The sequence below is a fragment of the Parahaliea mediterranea genome, assembly GCF_017255185.1.
Taxonomy (GTDB): Bacteria; Pseudomonadota; Gammaproteobacteria; order Pseudomonadales; family Halieaceae; genus JAFKCZ01.
On sequence record NZ_JAFKCZ010000006.1, the window covers coordinates 187371 to 206343 of the forward strand.

General features: G+C 67.0%; 18 protein-coding genes. 12 read left to right on the forward strand and 6 right to left on the reverse strand.

Annotation, left to right across the window (positions count from 1 at the left end; translation table 11 throughout):
- Nucleotides 1-19: 19 nt before the first annotated feature.
- Nucleotides 20-2818, reverse strand: a complete 2799-nt coding sequence (locus tag JYP50_RS09425) for a M6 family metalloprotease domain-containing protein (protein ID WP_241262998.1) — start codon at nt 2816-2818, stop codon at nt 20-22.
- A 160-nt stretch (nt 2819-2978) separates the two neighbouring features.
- Nucleotides 2979-3668, reverse strand: coding sequence for a LysE family translocator (locus JYP50_RS09430; protein ID WP_206560256.1), 690 nt, complete (start codon nt 3666-3668; stop codon nt 2979-2981).
- A gap of 120 nt (nt 3669-3788) precedes the next feature.
- On the opposite strand from JYP50_RS09430, the gene JYP50_RS09435 reads away from it, so the two are divergent.
- The 10 genes from JYP50_RS09435 (at nt 3789) to JYP50_RS09480 (ending at nt 11767) form a co-directional block, all read left to right on the forward strand.
- Complete coding sequence (locus JYP50_RS09435; protein ID WP_206560257.1) at nt 3789-5171, forward strand: PLP-dependent aminotransferase family protein; 1383 nt, start codon at nt 3789-3791, stop codon at nt 5169-5171.
- Nucleotides 5172-5289: 118 nt separating this feature from the next.
- Nucleotides 5290-5733 carry a hypothetical protein gene (locus JYP50_RS09440; RefSeq protein ID WP_206560258.1) on the forward strand — a complete coding sequence of 148 codons (444 nt, stop codon included), beginning with the start codon at nt 5290-5292 and terminating at the stop codon, nt 5731-5733.
- On the forward strand, nt 5714-5944 hold the full coding sequence (locus JYP50_RS09445) for a hypothetical protein (protein ID WP_206560259.1): 231 nt from the start codon (nt 5714-5716) through the stop codon (nt 5942-5944). Before JYP50_RS09440 ends, JYP50_RS09445 begins: the two co-directional genes overlap by 20 nt.
- A 66-nt stretch (nt 5945-6010) precedes the next feature.
- The gene (locus JYP50_RS09450) at nt 6011-7849 is read left to right on the forward strand and encodes a DUF3604 domain-containing protein (RefSeq protein ID WP_206560260.1); all 1839 of its coding nucleotides are present in this window, start codon (nt 6011-6013) and stop codon (nt 7847-7849) included.
- A 38-nt stretch (nt 7850-7887) separates the two neighbouring features.
- Nucleotides 7888-8334: a DUF2721 domain-containing protein gene (locus tag JYP50_RS09455; RefSeq protein WP_206560261.1), complete on the forward strand. Its 447-nt coding sequence runs from the start codon at nt 7888-7890 to the stop codon at nt 8332-8334.
- A 93-nt stretch (nt 8335-8427) separates the two neighbouring features.
- Nucleotides 8428-9663: a magnesium transporter gene (locus JYP50_RS09460; protein WP_206560262.1), complete on the forward strand. Its 1236-nt coding sequence runs from the start codon at nt 8428-8430 to the stop codon at nt 9661-9663.
- 127 nt (nt 9664-9790) lie between these two features.
- On the forward strand, nt 9791-10111 hold the full coding sequence (locus JYP50_RS09465; RefSeq protein ID WP_206560263.1) for a DUF4124 domain-containing protein: 321 nt from the start codon (nt 9791-9793) through the stop codon (nt 10109-10111).
- Nucleotides 10112-10128: 17 nt separating this feature from the next.
- Complete coding sequence (gene arfB, locus JYP50_RS09470) at nt 10129-10539, forward strand: alternative ribosome rescue aminoacyl-tRNA hydrolase ArfB (RefSeq protein ID WP_206560264.1); 411 nt, start codon at nt 10129-10131, stop codon at nt 10537-10539.
- Nucleotides 10540-10677: 138 nt separating this feature from the next.
- Nucleotides 10678-11046 (forward strand): CidA/LrgA family protein, encoded by a 369-nt coding sequence (locus JYP50_RS09475; RefSeq protein WP_206560265.1) that lies wholly within the window; start codon nt 10678-10680, stop codon nt 11044-11046.
- Nucleotides 11039-11767, forward strand: coding sequence for an LrgB family protein (locus JYP50_RS09480; RefSeq protein ID WP_206560266.1), 729 nt, complete (start codon nt 11039-11041; stop codon nt 11765-11767). The genes JYP50_RS09475 and JYP50_RS09480 overlap by 8 nt, the downstream gene beginning before the upstream one ends.
- A gap of 82 nt (nt 11768-11849) precedes the next feature.
- Here the strand turns inward: JYP50_RS09480 and JYP50_RS09485 are convergent, their stop codons facing one another.
- On the reverse strand, nt 11850-13952 hold the full coding sequence (locus JYP50_RS09485) for a BCCT family transporter (protein WP_206560267.1): 2103 nt from the start codon (nt 13950-13952) through the stop codon (nt 11850-11852).
- Nucleotides 13953-14046: 94 nt separating this feature from the next.
- Nucleotides 14047-15066 (reverse strand): AraC family transcriptional regulator ligand-binding domain-containing protein, encoded by a 1020-nt coding sequence (locus JYP50_RS09490; protein ID WP_206560268.1) that lies wholly within the window; start codon nt 15064-15066, stop codon nt 14047-14049.
- A 419-nt stretch (nt 15067-15485) separates the two neighbouring features.
- Between JYP50_RS09490 and JYP50_RS09495 the strand changes: the two genes are divergently transcribed.
- Together JYP50_RS09495 and JYP50_RS09500 are read left to right on the forward strand one after the other, a co-directional pair.
- Nucleotides 15486-15665 (forward strand): PLDc N-terminal domain-containing protein, encoded by a 180-nt coding sequence (locus JYP50_RS09495; RefSeq protein WP_206560269.1) that lies wholly within the window; start codon nt 15486-15488, stop codon nt 15663-15665.
- 5 nt (nt 15666-15670) lie between these two features.
- Nucleotides 15671-16408, forward strand: coding sequence for an SIMPL domain-containing protein (locus JYP50_RS09500; RefSeq protein ID WP_206560270.1), 738 nt, complete (start codon nt 15671-15673; stop codon nt 16406-16408).
- A gap of 114 nt (nt 16409-16522) precedes the next feature.
- Here the strand turns inward: JYP50_RS09500 and JYP50_RS09505 are convergent, their stop codons facing one another.
- A complete protein-coding gene (locus JYP50_RS09505; RefSeq protein ID WP_206560271.1) occupies nt 16523-17524 on the reverse strand; it encodes a GAF domain-containing protein in 1002 nt (333 codons plus the stop codon).
- Between the two features lie 248 nt (nt 17525-17772).
- A complete protein-coding gene (locus tag JYP50_RS09510; protein ID WP_206560272.1) occupies nt 17773-18963 on the reverse strand; it encodes a cytochrome P450 in 1191 nt (396 codons plus the stop codon).
- Nucleotides 18964-18973: the final 10 nt, after the last annotated feature.

Genomic DNA, 18973 nt, shown 5'->3' on the forward strand with positions numbered 1-18973 from the left:
CAGCCCCGCCAAGCGGCGCTCAGGGCGCCGCCGCGGCCTCGCCCTCAGGCGCGCGCCAGCGGTACTCCACCCGCACCCGCGCGCCGGCGGGCGCCCCGTCGCCCGGCGCCACCAACCGGTAGCTGAAGCCCGCCTCCGGAATGGACGCGCCACCAAAGGGCAGGTGCGGGTTCTGGTAGCGGTTGGGCCGCGCATCGCTGAATGTACTCACCGGCGGAAACGGCTGGGCGCCGGTGCGCGCCAGGACGCCCTCCCGCGGCCGGTAGGTTTCCACGCCGTCGGCGAAGGGCGCCAGGGCGAAGGGCGCGTCGGCGGAGTGGTAGTTGCGCAGCACCCGGTCGTAGAGCCGGTACTGGGTCTGGCCGTCGCGAATACGCAGGTCGAACAGGGTCGAGGCGGCCTTGCGCTCGCGCCGTTCCGGCCCCGGCAGCAACTCGTTGACCAGGGTGTAGCCGTAAATCAGCGGGCGCCCGTCCCAGGACAATTGCTCCATGGGCGGCAGGCCATCCTCCAGGTGGTCCAGGCAGTTTTCGCGGTCCACCGCGGGCACGTCGCCGGCGTAGTAGTCGGGGCGGCGCTGGAAGCACATGGAATCGATATAGCCTCGCTTGAGCAGGGGCTGGGCGGCATCGTCGAACTGCCACCAGGTCCAGCCGTCCCGGCGCTGGAAGTATTGCTCCGGCATCGCCGCCAGGGGAAACTCCTGGGGGTTGGCGTCCACCACCAACAGGAAACCGTTGCCCGGACCCGACTCGGCGGGTTCGTTCTGGCTCCACAGGTACTCCCCGTTGTAGTACCACATCAATACCCCCGGACGGTAGTTGACGTTGAAGGCCGCCATATCACCGTTGGAATCCGGGTAGAAGCTGAAGCCGGGTTTGGCCAGGGAACTGTCATAGTTGCGCACCGCGGCGAACTCGGCGTAGGGGTCGCGGTATTCCAGCAGATAGTAGTGGGGCACCGCCAGGTGATGGCTGCCGCCGGACAGGGTGAAACCGCGGTTGTCCCAGCCGCTGATGGCATCGCCCTCGAAGTCCTCGACGAAGTCCAGCGCCGGCAGGGTAACATTGTCGATCAGCGCGCCGTTTTCCACCGCCGCCATGTCGGTGAAGTAGGTGAAGCGCACCACCACCTCCCGGCCTCGCCAGGGGGCCAGATCGAAAGTGGCGCGCACCCACTGGGCCGCAGCGCAGGGATCCGCCTCGGTGCGGCCGATGCGGTCTTCCGCCATCACCCGCTCCACCGCGGGGTCGCAGCCCGGGGCCGACTCCACCTTGCCATCGCCATCGGCGTCGCCGCTGCGGCCGGTGAAGCCCGGCAGGGAGCCGGGGCCCTCGTGGCCCTTGGTCGCGGGCATGACGCTGTCCGTGTCGCCCGCCGCCGACTTGTCCATCGGCAGCAGGCGCCGGAACTCCTCGCCGGGCGCCGCGGCCTCCACGTAGAGGTAGTCCCACTCGGCCTCGATCTCGAACCAGGCGTCCAGGCCCAGGTGCAGCGGGGTGTCCGCCGACATATCGCGAAGGTCGAAACGCCGCGCCAGGGAGCGGTGCATGTCGTTCCCCTGGCCGCTGTAGGCCGCCTGCCGGCCGTTGTCCGCGCCCAGCGGCCCCAGTTCGATATCGCGGTACTTGGGCGGCAGGATTACCATCGCGGCGTCGCACAGCGCGGTGTCGGCGGCGGCGCCGGCGCGGCCAGCCCAGTCGTTCATGGTCTTGAGGTAGAAATCGCCCTCGCCACCGTCATCGGCGGGGCGAATCACGCAGGGCTGGAGCCAGCCCAGCACCATCCGCGACCAGGTGCTGAGTTCCTGGGGTTCCGGGGACGTCGTCGCGGACATCGCCTCCCAGCTGGCGGTCGAGTTGTTGGTCTGGCGGGCGTAGATATCCGGCAGGCCCAGGGAGTGGCCGAACTCGTGGATGAAGGTGGAGACCTCGGTGTACTCGGATTGCATGTTGTAATCCAGTACCCACAGGCCATTGCCGATGTCCACCCCGCCCCGGGGGTTCACCGCGCCGTCCACCGCGGGCCCCTTGCCGAGGTTCTGGCTGAGGGTAAAACGGTGCGGCCAGATGCGGTCGGCGCAGTCCTGCTCGGCGGCGCCCAGGCCGTCGAAGGCATCCGCCTCGGCGGTCACACTGAGTTTCTCGTCCAGCTTGTACAGGCCCTGGCACGAGGCCTGACCCTTGCCGGCCACGATCATGATGAAGTGGTCGAGGTAACCGTCGGGTTCGTCGCGGTTGCCATCGCCATCGAAGTCAGTGGGGTCCCACAGGTCGTAGTCGCTCCAGGGAAAATCGGGGGCGGCGCGGTAGGCCGCCCGCAGGGCGTCGACCACCAGTGCGGTGGCGCGCTCGTCATTGCGCCAGCTGCCGTCGGAATTCTGCACCGGCCGGCCGTAGTGATGCAGGGGCTTGTCCAGGTGCACCACCGGCACGATGTCGCCGGTGACGTTGTAGCGACCGCGGGACTGGTGCCAGTAGTAATGCGACAGCGTGCCCTCCCGGGGGGCCGCGACGCCGCCGGCGAATAGCAGGTCCTGGAAATAGTCGCGGTTTTTCGCGTCCTGCCGCGGGTCGCCGCCGAAGCGGTCGTAGCCCTTGTCGCTGAACTGCACCGGCAGGATCAGCAGGCGGTGGGGGCGCTCCGGCCCGGCCAGCACCGGCTCGATCGAATCGCTCTTGATCTGCGGGTGGCCCAGCTGGTCGAAGCGCAGGGCCGCCAGCTTCTCCACCATGTCGTCCGCCGCCCGCACCGACAGCGCGGCGCAAGCGCCGCAAGCGATGGACAGGAGCGCCGCGATAAAGCGTGTTGTCGTCATGTTTCCCCCTGGGGTCTATCCGGTCGGCCACATTATAGCGGGCAGGCCGCTTTCGGTGACACAGTGTACGCCAGGGCGGCTTACAGGACCGCCGGCATGCGACAGGGCGCCCCGATCGCGGGCCGGGCGGCACCCGCCGCCCTCCGGGACCGAAACCCTGCTACCAGATAAACACCAGGCAGGAGGCGGTCAGCACCCCCATGCAGCGGTTGAACCAGCGCCAGGCCGCGGGCGACGACAGCGCCCGCCCCAACAGCACGCCGAAGGCCGCCCAACCCGAAGTCAGCGGCAGGCCGACCAGCACGAACACGGCGATGGTCAGCGCCGCCGACAGCCAGTAGTCCTCCCCGGCCACGGTAAACGAGCCCACCGCGGTGATGGCCATGGCCCAGGCCTTCGGGTTCACGTACTGGAACAGCAGGGCCTCGTGGAAACGCATCGGTCGGGCCGCGTCAGGCCGGGCCGCGTCAGGTCGGGCCGCGCCAGGCCGGGCCGCGTCAGATCGGGCCGCGCCAGGCCGGGCCGCGGCTTCCCCGGCCGTCAACGCCCCCCTGGCGGGCGGCGGCGCGCTGCCGATGCGCCAGGCGAGGTAGAGCAGGTAGGCGCAGGCGAGCAGGCGCAGGCCCTGCTGCAACAGGGGGAAGGCCTCGAACAATACCCCCAGGCCCGCGGCCACGGTGGCGATCAGGCTGGCGACACCCGTCGACACCCCGAGCACGTGCGGCACGGTGCGCGCGAAGCCGAAATTGGCCCCGGAGGCAGTGAGCATGATGTTGTTGGGCCCCGGCGTGCCGGTCATGGCCGCGGCAAAAACGGCGAGGGAAAAAAGCAGTGAGAGGTTGATGAGCATGGTGTGCTTGCCTTAAATTGTATCCTTACATTTACCGAGAAATTCGATAAACTGACGCACTTTCAGCGAAAGCACACGCTAGCAGGGATTCAATACCCCCGCAAAAGGTTTATTGTCACCATGACATTTACAGAAATCCCATTGAATCGCGGCGACACCCCCCTCTACCAGCAGCTGGCCAGCGCCCTCGCCGCGCGCATTGAGCAGGGAGCGTTGGCCCCGGGGGACAAACTGCCCACCCACCGGGCCCTGGCCGATCAACTGGGCGTCACCGTGGGCACGGTGACCCGCGCCTACGCCGAGGCCGAGCGCCGCGGCCTGGTAGAGGCCCGGGTGGGAGCCGGCACCTTTGTCCGCGACCCCGGCCGGCCGGTGTGGAGCTTCGAGGAGCGGGAGGGGGACGAGCGCACCCTGGGCTATAACGTTCCCCCGGCGATCGACCGCTCCGACATCATGCAGGCCGCGCTGGAGGAGCTGGCGCGGCACCGCCAGGCGCTCAACCGGTTGATGCTCTACCAGTCCCCCGAGGGCAGCGGCCAGCACCGCGAGGCCCTGGCTGACTGGCTCAACCGCCACGGTATCGCCGTGGACCCCCGGGAAATGCTGTTTACCTCCGGCGCCCAGCACGGCGTGCAACTGGCGCTGCAGGCCCTGTGCCGCCCCGGCGACACCCTGCTGTGCGAGCGCCTGACCTACCCCGGCCTGCTCAGCCTGGCGCGGCAGCAGCAGCTGCAGGTGCGCCCGGTGGAGCTGGACGACGAGGGCCTGGTGCCCGAGGCCCTGGCGGCGGCCTGCCGCCAGCACCAGCCGCGCCTGGTCTACCTCACGCCCACCCTGCAAAACCCCACCACGGCGACCTGCGGCGAACGCCGCCGCCAGGATTTGCTGGCGGTGTGCCGGGAGTACGGCATTCTCGCGCTGGAGGACGATGTCCACGGCCTATTGCCCGCCGAGCGGCCGGCGGCACTGGTCAACCTCGATCCCGGGCAGGTGGTGCACGTCGGCGGCCTGGGCAAGGCACTGGCCCCGGGGCTGCGCCTGGGTTACCTGCAGGTCCCGGGGCCTTTGCGCGACCGCGTCGTGGACGGCATCCAGAACCACAGCTGGATGATCAGCCCGCTGCTGACCGCCCTGGCCATGATCCTGGTGAACCAGGGCGCCGCCGATCAGCTGCTGACCCTGGTACGCGAGCAAATGCGGCAGCGCTGGCAGCGGGTGGCGGCGGCCCTGCCCGGGGCTTCGCTGCGCTACCACCGCGAAGGTTTTCACGGCTGGCTGACACTGCCCGAGCACCTGCCGCTCAGCGAATTCCTGATCGCCGCCCGCCAGCGGGGCCTGGACCTCAAGTCCGCCGAGCTGTTCACCCCGCCCGGACACCCGGCCCCGGCCGCGGTGCGTATCGCCGCCAGTGCGCCGGCCAGCCTGGACGCGCTGGATGCGGCGCTGACCCTGCTCGCGGACATTCTGGACAAGCCGCCGGCGGGGGGCGCTTTCACCCTCTGAGCCCGGCGCCGCTGGCGCGCCTCCCGGTCGAGTACAATAAAATTCACAGACACTATTGCAAACGATAATCGTTCTCATTATGTTTATCGGGACACCCACCGATGAGGCGCCATCCATAATGAAAATGAGTTTTCTCTGCGTGCGGCATCGCCGCTGGCTCGCCGCCGACCCCGCCGCGGCCATGTTCACCTGGCTGCAGTGCTACGAACAGGGCCTGCGCCTGGAGCAACAGCGCCAGGACAACCTGGCCATCCGCCAGGCGGGCTGCGCCATGGAGACCGCCGACCTGCTGCTGGCCGGCAGCCAGTGCATCGGCCGCGACGACATTACCCGCTACACCCACAGCGCCCTGCTGCTGGCGCGCCTGTTGCGGCGCCAACACGCTTTCGATCTCGCCGGCGATGTGGCCCACAGCGCGATCTGCAGTCTGGAGCGACTATTGATCGCCGGTGTCCAGCGCGAGGCGGTGACCGCGGCCTGCGAGCAACTGGCGCCCCTGGCGGGCCCCTGCGCCGGACCCAGCAACCGGAACCCGAGCCCCTGTGCGCGACAACTTCACTGAACACGGTGGCGGCGAAGCGCCTCGCACCCGGGTGCAACTGGAAATCGAACTGCCGGTGCTGTGCCGCCTGCTACAGGAGGGCAGCATCGCCGCCTGCGAGTTTCGCTGCCTCGATCTCGACTCCCACCGCGCCGGTTGCTGGGCGGTAAAATCCAGCTGCACAGCCTGCCCCGACGGGCGGCAGACAGTGCCCGGGGAAGCGGGAAAGTAAGCCCGGTCCTTGGGGCGGGCACGGTGGCGGCGCTATACTCCTGGCACTGCCGACAGGAGTCACGCCATGAAAACAAAAAAACGCCGGCCACTCGCCACCGCCCTGCTTGTCCTGTACTCCCTTGGAGGCGCCGCCTTGCCCGCCCAGCCTGCGCAAGCCGCGGAAGACACGCCGGACACCTCGGTGTATTTCGGCGCGGTTCACGTGCACACCAGCTACTCGTTCGACGCCTTTACCAATGGCACCCTGAGCACCCCCGCCGATGCCTACAAGTGGGCCCAGGGCGAAACCATCGTCGGCGGCGGTGGCGGGCCGAAGCTCAGGATTACCCAGCCCCTGGACTTTTACGCGGTGTCGGACCACGCGGAATGGATGGGCGTGTTCAGGCTGATGGCGGATCCGCAAAGCCCGCTGAGCAAGCACCCCCTGGCCCCGGGCATCACCTCGGACGACCCCGCCGTGGCCCTGCGGACCTTTGCCAAGGTTCTGAGCGATTTCAGCCAGGGCAAGCGCGACCCCTCCCTGAACAATCCCGAGGTCAACCACAACGTGTGGATGGATATCGTGCGCACCGCGGACAGTTACTACCGGCCGGGGGAGTTCACCACCTTTCCCGCCTTCGAGTGGACCGCCAACCCGAACAAGCGCAACCTGCACCGGGTGGTGGTGTTCGGCAACTCGGAGGGCCTGCCCGACACCGCGCTGTCCTCCCACCAGTCCAGCGACCCGGAAACGCTCTGGGCCTGGATGGACGGACTGCGCGAGGACGGCGCCAGCGTCATGGCCATCCCGCACAACGCCAACGCCAGCGACGGCCTGATGTTCTCCCTGCAAACCTTCGACGGCGAACCGCTCACCGAGAGTTACGTGCGCGCCCGCAACCGCAACGAACCGCTGTACGAAATCACCCAGATCAAGGGCACCTCGGAGACCCACCCCACCCTGTCGCCCAACGACGAGTTCGCCGGTTTCGAACTCTGGGACTACATTCTCTCGGCGGAGGGCGAGCGGCCCACCCGTCACCGGGGCAGCTACGCGCGCCAGGCGCTGCTGGACGGCCTCAGCCTGAGCGAGCGCGGCATCGGCAACCCCTTCCACTACGGTTTCATCGGCGACAGCGACACCCACAATGCCGCCGCCTCCCATGAAGAGTACAACTACAGCGGCAAAATGGCCTTCGAAAACAAGCGCGAGGTTCGCCTCAATGGCCTGCCGGGCAGCCCGCGGGAGCAGCATCAGGTGATTCGCGAGTTCAGTTCCGGCGGCCTCGCCGCAGTGTGGGCCCCGGAGAACACCCGCGAGGCCCTGTTCGAGGCCATGCGTCGGCGGGAGACCTACGGCACCTCCGGGCCCCAGATCAAGCTGCGCTTTTTCGGCGGCTGGTCCTATACATCGGACGACGTCGACAGCCCGGATTTCGCCCGCCTGGGTTACCACAAGGGCGTGCCCATGGGTGGCGAGCTGCACCCCGCGCGGGGCGACAGCGGCCCCGGCTTCCTGGTGTGGGCCGCCAAGGATCCGGCCAGCGGCAACCTCGACCGCATACAGATCGTCAAGGGCTGGCTGGACGGCGACGGCGGCCAGCACGAGCGAGTCTACGACGTGGCCTGGAGCGGAGAGCGCCAGCCCGGCGCCGACGGCCGCCTGCCCCCGGTGGGCAATACCGTCGACACGGCGGCGGCCACCTATGACAACAGCATTGGCAGTACCCAGCTCGCCAGCTACTGGCGGGACCCCGACTTCGACCCCGACACGCACGCCTTCTACTACGTGCGCGTACTGGAAATTCCCACCCCGCGCTGGAGTACCCGCGACGCGGCGGCCCTGGACCAGTCCCCGCCCGAGGGCCTGCCCGCCAGCATCCAGGAGCGGGCCTTCAGCTCCCCCATCTGGTACAAGCCCTAGGGCTTGTTCACGGCAACGGCATAGGTATCAGCGCAACGATGGACAATTCAATCGCCACCCTGGCCGGTGTTATCCAGCTCGCGGTCGCACCGGTGTTCCTGCTGGCGGGCATCGCCGGTTTCCTCAATGTGATGTCCGGGCGCCTGGGGCGCATCGTGGATCGCGCACGGATCGTCGAACGCCGGGTGGTCGCGGTAAGCGAGGAGCCCCACCTGTCGATGACACGCATGGAGCTGCGTACCCTGTGGCGGCGGGTTAAGCTCATCAACTGGTCCATCGGCATGTGCACCGCCGCGGGCTTGCTGGTGTGCAGCGTGATCGTGGGCCTGTTCGTTGGCAGTTTCTGGGGCCTGCATATCGCGGGACCGGTGGTGACGCTGTTCGTGCTGGCACTGTTGGTGCTGATCGTGGCGTTGGTGCTGTTCCTGAAGGAGGTGCAACTGGCCACGCGGGTGCTGCACCCGGGGCGCGAATTCACCGACTGAGCAGCCGCCGACCAAGGTCGGCCGGGGCGCGCTACACTGATCCTATCGTCCCGTTGGGGTCACATCGGTATCGAAAATCGAAGGGGGTCCAAGGTGAACGAAGAACAGGAAATCACCAACCTGCTTGCAAGCGTGGAGCACCAGTCCTCCGGAGAAGCCGCGAACCTGCTCGCCGGCAGGCCGACGGCGCAAATCCAGGCGGTACTGGACCGGTTACCCGCCGGCCGCGCCTCGGAGATCGCCGCGCTGATGGAACTGGTCGCACCGGCACCGCCGCCGGTCCCGGCGCCGATCGAGGACAGTACGCCGGAACAACACAGCGAAGCCGTCGAACAGAGCAGCGAAGCCGCCGAACAGGTGGAGGGCACCGTGGAGGCCCTGCTGACCGAACCCTTCGGCGTCATGGCGCCCGACACCACCGTGGCCGGGGCCCTCGACCGCCTGGTGCACACCGAGCCGGTGACCGGCATTACCTATATCTATGTGGTCGACGGGGGCGAGCGGTTGCAGGGCGTGGTGGCCATGCGCGACCTGCTGCTGGGGCGCCCGGGGCAGACCCTGGCGGAGATCATGACCCCCGAACCCTACGCCCTGCGCCCGGACACGCCGCTGACCGAGGCGATCCAGGCGGCACTGGTACACCGCCACCGGCTCTACCCGGTCACCGACGACGACCAGCGCCTGGTGGGACTGGTCTACGGCTGGCAGCTGTTCGAAACCATGGCCACCGAGCTCTCGGCGCAGAGCGGCACCATGGTCGGCGTGGACCGGGAGGAGCGCCTGGCGACCCCGGTCATGACCGCCTTTCGCATGCGCCACCCCTGGCTGCAGGTCAACCTGCTCACCGCCTTCACCGCGGCCTTCGTGGTGGGGCTGTTCGAGGACACCATCGCCCGCATCGTCGCCCTGGCGGTATTCCTGCCGGTGCTCGCGGGGCAGAGCGGCAACACCGGCTGCCAGGCGCTGGCCATCACCCTGCGCGGCTTTACCCTGGGCGAACTGGCGGAGTTCCCGGTGGCACGCCTGCTGCGCAAGGAAATCCTGCTGGGCGCCATGAACGGCTTCTTCGTGGGCCTGGTGGCCGCCGCGGCCATGTGGCTGTACGCGAGCATGACCGACACCGGCCAACCTCTCCTGCTGGCCCTGACCATACTCATCGCCATGGTCGGCGCCTGCATCGGCAGCGGTGTCTTCGGGGTCATGGTGCCGCTGACCCTGCGCCGCTTTGGCGCCGACCCGGCGATGGCCAGCAGTATTTTCCTCACCACCTTCACCGACATCCTGGGCATGGGCCTGATGCTGGCGCTGGCCACCGCGCTGGTCATGTGAGGCGCGCCGGAATCTGGACTTTTCTCCGGATTTTGGCGGCGCCGCCGGCGCGGCATCGCTAGAGTAGGAGCACTGGCTGCCCTTTGCGGGCGCCCGCACTGGCCTGGCGGACCGGGAGACTGCTACCATGACCAAGTTAATGGCCCTGCTACTGCTCGTTGCCTCGCCAATGGCGATGGCGGAGATTTTTCGCTGCACCGATCCGGTAACCGGTAAAACGACGTTTACCGACGTCGCCTGCGGTGACAACCGGGCATCGAGGGACACCATCCGGGTCCAGCCCCGCAATTTCGGCGGCAACGGCCACCCGGAACCAAGAAACCAGTACCAGCGCGCCTGGCGCAGCCAGGACCCGGACCGCGACCAGCCCCGGGGGCCAGCCACCGCCAGCAATGACCGCGCGCTGCCAACCGCCAAACCCGGCCCCTACCCGGCGGGAGGCCTCTGAACGCAAGGGGAGCCACCTTGTTACACATCACCCGTTCCCTGACACTGCCGGAGGACGAGATTGAACTGAGCGCCATTCGCGCCCAGGGCGCCGGTGGCCAGAACGTCAACAAAGTGTCCTCCGCGATCCACCTGCGCTTCGATATCCGCGGCTCCTCGCTGCCGGAGGAACTCAAGGCGCGCCTGCTGGAGCAGCGGGACCGGCGCATCAGTCGCGATGGCGTGGTCATCATCAAGGCCCAGCGCCACCGCACCCAGGAGAAAAACCGGGCCGACGCCCTGGAGCGGCTGGCGGCATTGATCCGCGATGCCACCCACGTGCCCACCAAGCGCCGCCCCACCCGCCCGACCCGGGCCTCGAAACAGCGCCGCATGGACAGCAAAACCCGTCGCGGGCACATCAAGGCGCTGCGCGGTAAAGTCGACTAGCATCCCGCGGCGATACCGCCGCTGATCGCGGTCGATTTGGCCATCGACCAGCTTTCGATGACAACTGGTCGATGGAGCAGGCTGTTTTTCAATCGCCTGTTCGGCATACTGTGCCCTTTTTCGCGCGGACGGAGATTCATGGCCTTCATCAACGGCATCACCCTGCTACTGATTTTCCAGCTCCTGGGCGAAATCGCGGTGCGGCTGTCACAGCTGCCCGTGCCCGGGCCGGTGGCCGGCATGCTGCTGCTGTTCATCGCCCTGCTGCTGCGCGGCCGCTCGGGTGACTCGCTGGAACGCGCCGCCAATGGCCTGCTCGGCCACCTCTCGCTGCTATTCATACCGGCGGGCGTGGGGCTGATGGTGCACCTGCACCGGGTGGGCGAGGAGTGGCTGCCTGTCACCGTGGCAATTGCCGCCAGCACCGTGCTCACTCTCGCACTCAGCGGCCTGCTGCTGCAGTGGCTGCTGCGCCGCCGGGATCAACGGACCGCCGGCGATGACTGACGCCCTGCCCGGCGAGCTGTGGCTGGCGCTCAGCGACACCCCCTTGTTCGGCCTGACCGCCACCCTGCTGGCCTACACCCTGGCCCACCGCCTGGCGCTGGCCGGCCGCGGCCACCCCCTGCTCAACCCGGTGGTGACGGCGGTGGCGCTGCTGATGGGCCTGCTGTGGCTGACCGGGATCGACTACGCCAGCTATTTCGAGGGGGCCCGTTTTATTCACTTCCTGCTCGGCCCCGCCACCGTGGCGATGGCCGTGCCGCTCTACCAGCAGCTGCCGCGCCTGCGGCGCATGCTCGGACCGCTGTTGCTGACCCTGCTGGCGGGGGTGTTGGTGAACGTGCTGTCCGCCCTGCTGCTGGCCCGCTGGCTGGGCGGCAGCGAGGTGATGCTGCGCACGCTGTCGCCAAAATCAGTAACCACCCCGGTGGCCATGGGTATCGCCGCCGAGGTCGGCGGCATTCCCTCGCTGACCGCGGTGTTCGTGGTGGTCACCGGAATATTCGGCGCGGTGGTCGGACAGTGGGTGTTCCGGGTCCTGCAGGTCACCGACAACGCCGCCCGCGGCTTCGCCATGGGCCTCGCGGCCCACGGTATCGGCACCGCCCGCGCCTTCCAGCTCAATGCCGTCATGGGCGCCTTTTCGGGCCTCGCGCTGGCGCTCGCGGCGCTGCTCACCGCGGCCCTGCTGCCCGCCATTGTCGACGTGCTGGTTTCACCCTGATCAGCGCGGCGGCGCCTTGGGCACCGCCAACGGCCGCCGCGGCCAGCGCTCGAAGCGCGGGTCGACGCGGTCGAGGTGCCGCCTATCGGGACGTGTCCTTCACCGTCGCCGGCGCGACGTCCTCCGCCCTCTCCTCCTCCAGCGGTTCCGGCGGCGTTGCCAGCATGTCGTCGTGGGCTTCCATGCGCCACGGCAGGATCGCTGGCGAGATGTGCAGGAAATGCAAGTGCTTCTCGAACTGGTCGAGAATGTCGGTGATGATGTCCTGCTGGTCAAAACCGAAAATATCGTAGGATTGGCCACCCCGGCGCAGGAAGACCTCCGCCCGGTAATAGTGCTTCTCGGTGTCCTCGCCCAGGGGCATTTCCGGGTAGGCGAAATCCGGGAGCAGGTGCTCGATCAGGCGGATCTCGTAGACGAAATCCACCTGCTCCTCCTTGCTCACCTCCAGGTAGAGACGGTCGTTGTCGCCGTCGTCGTGCACCTCGGCCCGCCACCCCTCCTTGACCAGCTCGCGCTCGACCCGGTGCATGGCCTTGCGCACCGTGGTATCGACAAACTCCTGTACCTCCGACCGCCGGGGGAAGGTCACCAGGCCGCGCAGCCGGTGCCGCCAAAGGCCGTGCCCGCTGGTGCCGGTGAGGCGTTGCTGGACGTCGGTTTTGAGGCTGCGCTGATGGTGTCCCTCGATAACCAGCGCGCGCCACATACCCGCCGCTGAAACGATCATAATCAGGCTGAAGGGCAGCGCGCTGACAATGGTCATGGTTTGCAGGGCGCCCAGCCCGCCCGCCAGCAACAGGGTCGCGGCGACCACCCCCTCGGCCGAGGCCCAGAACACCCGCTGCCAGACCGGCGTGTGCAGGGCGCCGCCGGAGGCCAGTGAATCGATCACCAGCGAACCCGAATCCGATGACGTGACGAAAAAGGTGATGATCAACAGCACCGTGATAAACGACAACACCGCGGTCATCGGCAGTATTTCGTACAATTTGAACAGGGCGATGGCCTGGTTGTCCTGCACTTCCCCAATCAGGGTGATATAGCCCTCGTTCATGATTTCCGACAGCGCGGTGCCGCCGAACACCGAAAACCACAGGAAGGTGAATACCGAGGGGACCAGCATCACCCCCAACACGAACTCGCGTATGCTGCGGCCGCGGCTGATCTTGGCGATAAACAGGCCGACAAAGGGCGCCCAGGCAATGGTCCAGCCAAAGATGAACAGGGTCCAGTTGCCAATCCAGTCACTGCGCGAATAGGCCTGGAGATTGAAGGTGCGCTCGACGATGTGATTGAGGTAGCTGCCGGTGTTCTGCAGGAACGTCTCCAGGATGTGGATGGTGGGGCCAGCCACGAACACGAAGACCAGCAGCGCGATGGCCAGCAACATATTGAGGATCGACAGGCGCTTGACGCCTTTGTCCATGCCCGCCACCACGGAAAAAATCGCCAGGCCGGTGATGGCGAAAATGCTCACGATCTGCACCGTGTTGCTGACCGGGATTTCCGGCCACAGGTAGTTGATGCCGGTGTTGATCTGGGTAACCGACAGGCCCAGGGTGGTGGCGATACCGAACATGGTACCGAGGATGGCGAACACGTCCACGGCGTGCCCCAGGGGGCCGTGGATACGATCGCCGATCAGCGGGTACAGAGCCGAGCGTATGGACAGCGGCAGGCCGTGACGAAAGGCGAAATAGGCCAGCACCAGGCCCACCAGGCCATAGATCGCCCAGATGTGAAAGCCCCAGTGAAAGAAGGCGATTTGCATGGCCTGCTTGGCCGAGCCCAGGGTCTCCGGCGCGCCCTCGGGCGGCGAAGCGTAATGCAACACCGGTTCCGCCACGCCGAAAAACAGCAGCGCAATGCCGTAACCGGCGGAAAACAGCATGGCGAACCAGGCCGGGAAGCTGTACTGCGGCTCGGCGTGATCCGGCCCCAGCTTGATACTGCCCCAGCGCGACAGCGCGACCCCGACAATAAACACCAGGAAAAAGGCCACCGACAGCATATAGAACCAGCCGAAGGTAGTGGTGACAAAGCCGAGCGTGTCCGCGAACACCGCGCCGGCGAGATCGGGGTTGCTGATCGTGCCGACGACCAGCAGCACAATCACCACTACCGCGGGGATAAATACCGGAATCAGTACCGTGGAATCGCTACTGTTGTCTTGCGCGGACATCTGGCCCTCCGTGACCTGCCTGGATATACCGCACCAGCCTAACAGGCGAACGGCTCACCCCGCCACTTGCCCGGCCCGGTTCTAACGACCGCGGCTAGATCGTCTGGGTCTCGGCGATCAGGCGATACTGCCCGGGGGTCATGCCGAACCAGCGCTTGCAGGCCCGGGTCAGGCTGGCGGAATCACAGTAGCCGGACAGCTGCACCACATCCTCCAGCGAGTGCCCCGGCTCGTTCAACAGCTCCGTGACCAGGTTGCGCAGCAACTCGTCCTTCAGTCCCTGGTAGGACGTTCCCTCCAGCTTGAGCTGCCGCCGCAAGGTCTGCGGACCGAGGCCGAGCGACCGGCAGATATCGTCATAGGCGGGAATACTGCCTTCGCTCTTGAGGTAGCGCAGGATTTCCCCGCGCAGGCGCGCCTTCATGCTGCCCTGCTCATCGTACACGCTGACGATGTCCACCGGGGACTCCTTCAACCAGCTGGCCAGCTCGGGCTTGCTGCGACGCACGGCGGATTGCAGCAGTCCGGCGGAGAAAGCGAAGCTGCTCGCCCCGCGGTCATACTCGATCGGGCAGTCAAAGAGCCGCTGGCACACGGCGTGGTGGGCGGGGCGCGGATGCGCGAAATACACCCCGCTCAGGGGAATGGCTTCATCCACCGCCCAGCACAGGAAGCGGTGCCAGAGCATGGTGTAGAACTCGATCAGGAAATGTTCCGGGTCGCCTTCGCCGGTGTAGCAGGAGACGGTCACCGAGGCGATGTTGCCCTGGCGTCCCAGGCGAATGTGCTTGGAGGCCGGCGGCAGGAAGCTGAATATGCGCTGTCCGCGCTGCAGCAGCTCCTGCAACGTGCCCCCATCGAGCATGTAATCGCAAGCCAGGGCCCAGGTGCCCCGGGGCATTTTCTCGGGGCTCAGGCCGAAGAACTCGTCCTCGGTGGTCTTCCACAGTGCGCGCAGCAGCATGGCCACCGCGTCGTCCAGCCCAATCTGGGCATGGGTGTGCTTCTCCAGCCTGGCCAGCAGCTGCTCCCGGGCCTGGGGGTCCTCCACCGAGGCCAGGGTGCGCCGGATATGGGTATCGAGTACCCGCAAATAGTGCTGCTGTTCATCCACGCCGCCCGTTCTCCCCCCAAGGCTGTTCAATCCGCTATTGTAACCCTGTTTCGGTCCGCGCCAGAGTGCATACTAACCAGTATCGCGCTCCCGGGGCCACCGTCTCCCCCGCGGCAACGCCGCGCGACCGGTGGCAACCCGCCACCGCCCCCTGCTCTGTCACTGTTTTCGGGCACGCCGGTTTAAATTGTCACGCGGCGAGCGGATTTCTGGCCCGGTGGTGTTGGCGGGGCCTGGGAGGCGTGGATGGTCTTGTACTCCCCGACTCACCAACTATAGTTGTTGAACCACAGGGACTGGCCGTGGTCACAACCCCCGTATCGCGTATCCGCGCCGCGATGCATTACACGGGGGATAAGTCCATTGCCGGCCTCCCCGGAAAATACAAGCGGACCGCGACCACAACAGGGAGAATCACCATGAACATAGAGGTTTCCGGCATTATCGGCCTGTTAATCCTGATCGCCGATATCTGGGCGATCATCAACGTCATCCAGTCCAGCGCCGACACATTGAAAAAGGTACTGTGGATTGTGGCTATCCTGATCCTGCCCGTCGTGGGCCTGGTCGCCTGGTTTTTCTTCGGGCCGAGGGGGTAGTGGCCATGACTGGAACGTTTTTATCCTCTCGACTGGCCATCGCGGCGCTGGCCCTGTTGCTGCTGGCCCCCCTGGCCCGGGCGGCCGACCAACCCGCGCCCAGCATCAATGTCAGCGGCGAGGGCAGCGTCAGTCTCGCGCCGGATACCGCCCTGCTGTCACTGACCGTGACCCGCGAGGCGAAGACCGCGCGGGAGGCACTGGCGGCCAATTCGGCGGCCATGGAAAAGGTCGTGGCCGCGATGCGCGACGCCGGCATCGCCGATCGCGACCTGCAAACCGGCGAATTCAACATCCAGCCGCGCTACGTTCACCAGCCGGCACGGGCCGGCGAGCCCCGCGAGGCACCGCGGATAGAGGGCTACACGGTGCGCAACAACCTCAACGTGCGCGTGCGCGACATCGACCGCGCCGGGGAGATCCTCGACACCTCGGTGAAAATGGGTGTCAATGAGGGCGGCGACATCTCGCTGGTCAACGACGACCCCTCGGAGGCTCTCGACAAGGCGCGGGAACTGGCCATGAAAGACGCCCTGGCCAGGGCCGGGACGCTGGCCGCGGCCGCCGGGGTGCGCACCGGCAAACTGCTGCGGGTCGACGAGCAGAACCACTTCCCCTCCCCCCGGCCGATGATGGCACGCGGCGCGGCTTTCCTGGAGAGCGCGGAAAAAGCGGTGCCAATCGCCCACGGCGAGAATACCTACCGCGTGGTGGTCTCCATCGCGGTAGCCATCGAGCAGTAACGTGACCGGCCCGCGCCCGGATGCCCCGGCAAGGCACCGTTCGCGGGCCGCGGCATCGCCGCGGTTCTCCTCGCGATCGTGACACACCCGGCGCGAATGCCGGGATTGGGCCCACTAGGCCTGGTGGACGATGCCGCCGCCGAGGGACGGAAAGGCGGAGATGGCCGTCGCGGTGTCGAGGCTGGGTTGCTCGGCCAGTTTTCGGTCGGTGATATCCTGGATCTGTGACACGAAATAGCGCAGCCTGCCGTTGGCGAAACGCACCACCGAAACGCTGAGCAGGCCCCACACGATGTGTCCGTCCCGGTGGAAATAGCGTTTTTCCATGCGGTAACTGTCGCGTTTCTTATCCAGCAGTTCGCGCACCAATTCGAGGTCCGTGTCGAGGTCGTCGGGGTGGGTGATGCGCTGGAAGTCCATCCGCAACAGCTCGTCCTCGCTGTAACCGAGCAGGTCGACCAGGGCCCGGTTGACACGCAGCCACTGGCCCTCCAGCGATACCAGGGCCATGCCGATGGCCGCGTACTGGAAGGCGCTCTCGAAGCGCTCGATGTTCTCGTTCATCCGGGCCAGGGCGACCTCGCGCTCGCGCTCGGTCAGTTCGCGCTCAACGATGCGCCCGAGGCTCAAGGCCATCATTTCCAGCAACTCGACATTCGCTTTCGTGAAGCTCCCCTGCCTGGGGTCGGCGGCGGTGAAATTCAGCGTGCCGTAGATCCGGTCAAACACCCAGATAGGCGCGGCGATGTAGGATTCCAGGCCGGTGTTGCGATAGCCGGGATGGCAGGACATGGCCTCGTCGCGACCGATCGCGGGCACCGCGACGGTGGCGCCCAGTTCGATGACGCGGGAGCAATAGGTTTCACCCAGCGGGAACACATCCCCGACAATCAGGCCGGCCTCCTCCGAGACGACCGCCAGCACTTCGTAGCGGTCCCCCTGGATACAACTGACGATACCGGTCTCCATGCCCAGCAGGCGGCAACCGGTCTCCAGGTAATCTCGATAGCTGTCCGCGAAGCTCGAATGCCTGCGCAGGCCCAGCCGATGCAGCTCCCGCAGGCAGGCGGCAAGTTGATTCGCCGATTCGGCGCAGGCGGAACAATCCTCTATCATCGCGGGTCACATTCGCTGGTGCCATCGACCTCTAGCTGACAGGGCGCCAGTGGACAGTCGCCTCCGCTGATCGAAAGCACAAAGTGTATAAAAAACGGCCTGCGGAGGCCTTTCGCTTCTACTGGTATCGGCAGAGCCTGGAGCAAGTTTAACGGTCAATGCGCGATGGTGTCAGCGGGTCCGGGCATCGCGGCCCCAAAATGCCACCTCCGTCACAGTTGGCGAGCGGGAATCGACACCAGGGTGAATCAAGGGGCGGATTTTACCGCCTTCCATGTGACTGGCAAGGTGCGTACCCCGCGCAGCACGGCGCCCTCCGGACCCGGGTGCCGCGGGTCGGCCAGCGCCAGGCCCTCGAGCCGGTCCAGCAACAGGCCCAGGGCCGTGCGCAACTCCGCCCGCGCCAGGTGCGAACCCAGGCAGAAGTGCGGCCCGCCGCCGAAGGTCACCTCCCGATGGCGGACCGGGCGATCGAGACGGAAGGCGTCGGGTTCCTCGAACACCTCCGGGTCGCGATTGGCGCAGGCATTGCCGTAGAGCAGGACCGAGTTGGCCGGCACGGTGACCCCGGCGAGCGTGATCGCGCGCTCGGTGTAACGCGGCTGCAGGCACACGGCGCCGTACAGGCGAAGGCCCTCCGCCACCGCGGCATCGCGCAGCGCCGGCTCGCGCAACAGGCGCCGGTGCAGGGCCGGGTCCCGCAACACCGCCCACAACAGGCTGCCCATGGTGAGGTAGGTGGTGTCGGCACCGGCGGGGAAGATCAGGCGCACGAAGGCGTAGATTTCCTCGTCCGAGAGAGTCCGACCCTCCACTTCCGCGGTGGCCAGCAGGGAAAGCAAATCATTCCGGGGCCGAGCGCGTCGCTCCGCGACAACCGGCGCCAGGTAATCGGTGATCGCCGCCCGCGCCTCAATGGCGCGCTGCGGATTCCAGGGGAACTGGAACAGGCCGTCGAGCCACTGTTGCAGCAGCGGCTCGTCGGCGACCGGCAGCCCCAACATCCCGGTGATCACCTTGAAAGGATAGCGGCGGCTAAACGCCGCCACCAGGTCGGCGCCGCCCCCGGGTGGCAGGGTGTCGATCAGCTCGTTGGCCAGCGGTACCAGTGAGCGCTCCACGGCCTCGCGCACCGCCCCGGGGTGAAAGGCCCCGGACACCAGCAGGCGATTGACCCGGTGCTCGTCGCCCTCCATGCACAGCAGGGTCTTGCCCTGGGCCGGCTCCGAGTGTCGCCGGTAGGCCGGCGCCGCGGGCAGCTCCTCCTCGCTGCGGTACAGTCCGGCCACTTCCGCGTGGCGCAACACGAGCCAGGCGGTCTCCCCCAGGTAGCGCACGGGGACGACCCGGTGCCCCGCCTCGCGCAGCGCGGCCATGCGCCGATGAAAGTCGGGCAGGGGATCGAGACCGAAGTCGACGTCCTCACACAGCAATTGCATGGCACAGGCG